The sequence below is a fragment of the Vibrio sp. 10N.222.48.A3 genome, from assembly GCF_041475345.1.
Lineage (GTDB): Bacteria > Pseudomonadota > Gammaproteobacteria > Enterobacterales > Vibrionaceae > Vibrio > Vibrio tasmaniensis_A.
The window spans coordinates 1-5,749 of the sequence record NZ_JBFRVX010000858.1; the positions used below are offsets into that span (position 1 = coordinate 1).

A 5,749-nucleotide genomic window follows, 5' to 3' on the forward strand; every position below is an offset into this window, starting at 1 on the left:
GTGACTAGAGATATAGGCTTACTTGCTACCCCAATGGTCGCTAACCCAACCACCAATATGCTCATCAAAATGACTGCCACTGAATCTCTGGTTACGTTCCACCGAGGTATCACAGTCATCTTTGTTGTCTATTAGGTTTTGTATGTAGTTTGCCATCGGGTCATTAGAACGCTGACGATCTCGGCGAGTAGCCACTTCCTTAATCAGTTGTAATCGATATGTAGAGCTTGCACGTTTCATTTCAATGACCTCCCGGTTTTTAGACACTAATAGAAAAATCTAGTTGTCAGATATAGGGGCGTCAACGTGATTTTAGAGTATTTTTTTTGAGCAACCAAGAATCAATACCTTGGCATCATAATTCATAAAAGTGTCATTTAGGTTGGCATCTTTATGGAGGTTTGAGGGCATAAGTTTGTATTTTGGTCCTGCTAATATGAGATCAACCATAAAAAAGCCCAGTGCAAACTGGGCTATTCGATTTTCTGTGGTTACTTTGAATAACAGGTTATTTCGAAGAACTTGGTTTGCTCTTAAATTGCTTAACACTCTTCTTTTTTGCGGTTCTTCGGTTAGCCATCTTGTCTTTAGGCGGACGTTTGCGAGCTGTCGCTTCAGATGCAGGTTTGTCTGTAACAGGGAAACCTTCCAACGCTTGTAGCATAAGAGGTTTATTGGTCAGAGTACGAATTGCATTCAGGTAGTCAGTTTCGCTGTGGCTAACCAGAGAGATCGCGCTGCCAGTACTTCCTGCTCTTGCTGTGCGACCAACTCGGTGGACGTAAGTCGCCGAATGCGATGGCAAATCAAAGTTAATTACGACAGGTAGTTGATCAATATGGATGCCTCTAGCCATAACGTCGGTGGCGATAAGCACACGAGTCTTGCCATTTTTGAAACTCTCTAATGCTTGCTCTCGCTCTTCTTGGCTCTTATTTCCGTGTAGCGCATTCACACTTATTTTGGCTTTACTCAATCGCTTGGTTAATGCATCTGCATTGTCTTTTGCGCCAATAAATACCAATACCTGCGACCATGCGTGCTGATTGAGTAGGGCGATCAGCGCTTGAGCTTTACTGCCTTTGTTCACTAAGTACAGAGTTTCTTCAATAGCCGCGACCACACTGTTTTCTTGATGCGTCGTGACCTTTACTGGATTAACAAGAAGCGCCTCAGTCTGACTGATCAGCTCTTTTGGCAGCGTAGCCGAAAACAGCAGTGTTTGATGCTTTTTAGGAAGAGCAGAAATAATGGTTTGAACATCTGGCCAAAATCCCATGTCGAGTAAACGGTCTGCCTCATCAAGAATTAAAGACTTGCATTGGGTTAGCTCGAGCTTGTTCTCTTGAATAACGGCATGTAGGCGGCCAGGAGTTGCGATCACGAGTTGTGGCTTTTCTAACAATTGCTGTTGCTGGATCTCGATATCAACTCCACCAGTCAGTGTCACCGTTTTGATATCAAGTGTGGTTGCGATGGGTTCTAGTGCTTTGGCTACTTGAGAGGCAAGTTCACGGGTTGGAACAATGATTATCGCTTGTAGTTCATTTACATCATGCTTGATGCTGTTCAGCAAAGGTAAGCCAAATGCCAACGTTTTTCCGCTACCCGTTTGAGCCAACGCCAGCACGTCTTTCTCCGCAATAATTGTAGGAATTACTGCTTGCTGTATCTCTGTCGGCTTATTGAATTGAGATGGGATCGCGGAGACGGTTTTTGGGTTAAGGGTTAGGCTATCAAATGACATAAATGAACCAAGTATCAAAAGGGAGGTGGAGTTTAACAGGACGTCAAAAGTTAGAGAATCAGTTTATCGGTAAACTTCAGCTTGGCCTTCAGTCTTAATATTTGGGGGAATAGAACCTGAGATAGACGACTTACATCCCATTTTCTATCGAATCCTAAGAACCATGGATATTTTGGCGTAAAAACCTAAAGCAATTGAACGCAAAGACGATATAATTATTAGTTATCCTTTTGGTTGGCATATGTGTTTTGAATCTAGGTTTGAAGTTTAAGGATGATTTAAGCCAACGGGGACGGGTATTTTTAAGTTGTTTTAATAGCTTGTTTTTTATAAATAAAAATAGAGACAGGGAGTCATCAATGAGTGAAGAGTCATTCACCCAGAAACGTGAGTATTACCGCCTGAAGTATCCCAAAAAGGCGCGCCCGGTGATACGAATCAAAGATGAACTTTTTCATGTCAGTGAAGTTTCTGAAAAAGGCGTGCGCTTGATGATGAGTAACATCATCCCGGTCTATCGAGGCTACTCCATGGCAGGCACTTTATGGTTGCATGGTAATAACAGCATTGATATTCGTGGTTCTGTATTGAGACAAGAAGGCGATGAAGTGATCGTTCTGTTATCACAAGGCCCGAGTTTCAAAGATATGGTGGCTGAACAACGATACATTAGGCAAAGGTACCCGGTTTTCTTCGCGAACCTTAGAGTGGCATAAGCAAAGCATCTAAACGCCTAAACCCCAAGTAACTCATGGTTATCTGATATAAAAAGCCCAGCACTTTGACGAGTGCTGGGCTTTGTCATCTATATGAACAAAATGAACAAACTACTTCTAAAGACAAACTGTCTCTAAGGACAAACTAACAAGTTTGCTTCGTCTTATAGCTCGTCGACTGTTGCCCAAACCGCTGCTAGCATGTCGTGACCAAATGCAACACTGCGCTCTGGAGACCAACCGTACAGTTCGTCAGCGTGGCTGATGTGATCTTTAAATGGCATCTCGACAGTGTATGCCAAACACTTGAACTGTTCGCCGATCCAGTTTGTGCCGACGGTCATATTTGCTTTGCCCGGTTCGTCTTTATCGTAACCAAATTCATCTTGGAACTCTGGCGTGATAGTCAGAAGAGCTTGCTTGAAGTGATTCTCTAGTTTTGCAATGCGCTCGTTGTATGAAGGTGTGCCTTCGCTACCAGCAACAAAGTTATATGGGATTGCTTCGTCGCCGTGAATGTCTAGACAAAGGTCAACGCCAGTTTCTAGCATGCGCTCGCGAACAAGGAAAACCTCAGGGCTGCGTTCCATAGAAGGTGACTGCCATTCACGGTTTAGGTTGACGCCAATACCGTTAGTGCGTAGGTGACCACGGATGCTGCCGTCTGGGTTCATGTTAGGTACAACGCGGAATACAACGCTGTCTAGAAGTGAACGACCAACTGTGTCTGTTTCATCAAGCAAGCGTTGTAGCAGACCTTCGATCAGCCATTCAGCCATGGTCTCGCCCGGATGTTGGCGACCAATAACCCAGATGTTTTTCTTCTCTGCACTTGGCTCACCGATGGTTAGCAAAGTGATGTCGTTGTTATCTAACGTATGGCCCAGAGTTTCTAGCTTACAAGCAGGGTGCGTTTGAGCACTGTGCAAGAGATCTTGATGACGATCGTATGAATACGGTGCGAAGTACGCGAAGTACATTGAATCGTGTTCAGGAATGATATCAAAGCTTAAAGTGTCGCCATCGAATTGAGATGGAATGCGGAACCACTCTTCACGGTCATACGATGCAACCACATCATAATCTTTCCAGCCTTCAGGGTAGGCAGATGTTGCCAATTGGCCGATTTCAAAGTGGTGAGCTTGTTGAGCTTCACTTTCTAAGCGGAAATGAAACCATTGTGCGATTTCAGTTTGATTATCCGCTGGAATAGTTAGTTGAATGTTTTGTGGTGAATCTGCTGAAACGACGTGAATGTTGCCGCTTTCGAAGTTGCTGAAAATTTTCATTGTAGTTTTTATCTCGTAGTTGAGTTGCCGTAAGATTAGCACACTTTTTTTCGAGCAAACCACTAACTAAATCGTAATGAGATGTTATTTCAGCTATCTGTTTTTTAGCTGCCTACTTTTAAATCGACAGCTATTTAACGGTTAACTTTGAGCTATCGACGTTGGCAAGTCGTGCAACCACGACAGGCAGAGCGTGTATAGCGATCGAGTTTACTGCGTTGCACCTTACAGTACGCATTTTTCAGCGCTCTTCTTCCAGCAAACCAATCATCCGGCTTTGACAGGATCAGATAACCATTGAAGCGCTTCACAAGCTCGGTTCTATTTTGGTGGATGAACTTGCTATCAAAGCCTATTTCGAAGTAATCAAGCGCTTGTTCAATCGAAGTAAAGCTCGCTATTTTTTGTTGGAACTCTGTTTGGCTCATGGGGAGTTTGTTTGTGAACTGGTGGCAACTATTGTACCGAGTTCACGATTTATTTTATTGATTTTAGTTATGACTTACCAGGGGTTGAACCGTAGGCTTTCTTAACATGAAGTGATCTTTTTAACTCTTTGAGGATTATAGATAAAGTACTAACGAACAGTGACAACTACCCAACCAGATAGAGGAATCAATGAATCGAATCAATCCAAAGAAACTACTTCGCAGTAAATGGACGGCCGTTAGCCCAGTAAAGAAAGAAAAGCACTTTATGATCACTGAGGTCGAATTCGAAGAAGGGGAGGTCATTCGTTGCTTAATAGAAGCGGTGATGACGAAACGAGAAGAAGACATTAACTGGCGCGATCTAACCGATAAGGATCATTGGCTTCCTGGTTGGAAATAAGTGTATCAAGTCGAGGCGATCTGCTTGATACACTTGTATTAATTACCCGACGCAGCAAGCCCTTGCCAGTATTTAAGGCCTTCTAACACACCCTCTGCATGTGTTGCTCTGCTGGTGTATACATTATCTCGATCGGACAGGTGAGCGATCTCAGGGTAATGATTCGCGACCAATATTGAATTTACGCCATCTATGGTTAGCATCGAGGTGTCGTTCGCTGAGTCGCCAGCCACGCATACCTCTTCAATGCTTAACTGATGTTGTTTAAGTAGATGATGAATCGCTGTGGCCTTGTTGACCCCCTTAGGCGTGATATCTAAGTACCAATCGTGGGAATAAGTAAGGTGTACATCTAAACCGTGTGATTCCAGACGAGATACGATCAGCTCATGTTGAGGCTCTGAGAGTTTTCCTTCGAAAGTGATCTTGTAGTCCCCTTGATGGCTCTCTAAGCGCTCTCCCATGAAATCGAGCGATGCAAGTGCAGACTCAACCTTTGACTTGTTCCAAGATGCTTCTAATTGATTGTGCCAGGTGTGATCCGGCGTTTGGGAGTGCTCGTGATGAATTCTCGTGCCTACGTCGCTGATAATCGTGTGTGGTTTCGGGTAGTTGTCAGAAGCTAAACCCACACGAATTGAGGGCAGTGTTCTACCTGTCGCGATGATAAAGCGGATAGCCGGTTGCTTTGTTAAGTAGTTAAACAACTGATCAACCCCATGAGACGAGCCGCCATCAAGCGTGCCATCAAAGTCACACACCAGCATTTTTATCATTCTAATACCTGTCCTTTTATCCGTCCGAAAGAGTGCCCAACCTTTAGATAAAGAATGGAACAGCAATGTGTACTCTACAAGTTGTCTTTCGGCCTGGGTAATCGACTTTTGACAGTTTGCAGCAAGTATCACAGTTGGTGTTATGTCTTCTATATCGGAGATGAAGGTATCAATCCGATCTGTGCCTAATTGGACGGACTCTATCCAGATTGCCCTTCATATGTGTGTAAAAGTCATTGGGAGTGCGCGCCTCGTAATGGTGTTAATTTACCAGTCTTGGTGGCGTTTAAACTCTCTTAATTGGTTTGTATTCGAATTATTTGTACACGAACTATTTGTGCATATTCTTGGTCTATTTAGCCTATTAATTGTTCTGATGTGAAATAAATA

Annotated in this window: 7 protein-coding genes; 2 read left to right on the plus strand and 5 right to left on the minus strand. The window is 43.6% G+C overall.

Features of this window, described 5'->3' with window-relative positions; genetic code table 11:
- Window positions 1–18: 18 nt before the first annotated feature.
- Together AB4653_RS20855 and AB4653_RS20860 are read right to left on the minus strand one after the other, a co-directional pair.
- Entirely contained in the window at window positions 19–240 is a 222-nt protein-coding gene (locus AB4653_RS20855) for a hypothetical protein (protein ID WP_009846448.1), read from the minus strand.
- A 268-nt stretch (window positions 241–508) separates the two neighbouring features.
- Window positions 509–1,747 (minus strand): DEAD/DEAH box helicase, encoded by a 1,239-nt coding sequence (locus AB4653_RS20860; RefSeq protein WP_009846449.1) that lies wholly within the window; start codon window positions 1,745–1,747, stop codon window positions 509–511.
- A 359-nt stretch (window positions 1,748–2,106) separates the two neighbouring features.
- On the opposite strand from AB4653_RS20860, the gene AB4653_RS20865 reads away from it, so the two are divergent.
- Complete coding sequence (locus AB4653_RS20865; protein ID WP_009846450.1) at window positions 2,107–2,463, plus strand: hypothetical protein; 357 nt, start codon at window positions 2,107–2,109, stop codon at window positions 2,461–2,463.
- A gap of 164 nt (window positions 2,464–2,627) precedes the next feature.
- On the opposite strand, the gene AB4653_RS20870 is transcribed toward AB4653_RS20865, so the two are convergent.
- Together AB4653_RS20870 and AB4653_RS20875 are read right to left on the minus strand one after the other, a co-directional pair.
- A complete protein-coding gene (locus tag AB4653_RS20870) occupies window positions 2,628–3,752 on the minus strand; it encodes a M14-type cytosolic carboxypeptidase (protein WP_029223162.1) in 1,125 nt (374 codons plus the stop codon).
- Window positions 3,753–3,904: 152 nt separating this feature from the next.
- Window positions 3,905–4,180: a nitrogenase-stabilizing/protective protein NifW gene (locus AB4653_RS20875; RefSeq protein WP_009846452.1), complete on the minus strand. Its 276-nt coding sequence runs from the start codon at window positions 4,178–4,180 to the stop codon at window positions 3,905–3,907.
- A gap of 190 nt (window positions 4,181–4,370) precedes the next feature.
- Between AB4653_RS20875 and AB4653_RS20880 the strand changes: the two genes are divergently transcribed.
- Window positions 4,371–4,583: a TIGR02450 family Trp-rich protein gene (locus AB4653_RS20880; RefSeq protein WP_009846453.1), complete on the plus strand. Its 213-nt coding sequence runs from the start codon at window positions 4,371–4,373 to the stop codon at window positions 4,581–4,583.
- A gap of 38 nt (window positions 4,584–4,621) precedes the next feature.
- On the opposite strand, the gene AB4653_RS20885 is transcribed toward AB4653_RS20880, so the two are convergent.
- On the minus strand, window positions 4,622–5,359 hold the full coding sequence (locus AB4653_RS20885; protein WP_009846454.1) for an HAD-IIB family hydrolase: 738 nt from the start codon (window positions 5,357–5,359) through the stop codon (window positions 4,622–4,624).
- Window positions 5,360–5,749 lie beyond the last annotated feature (390 nt).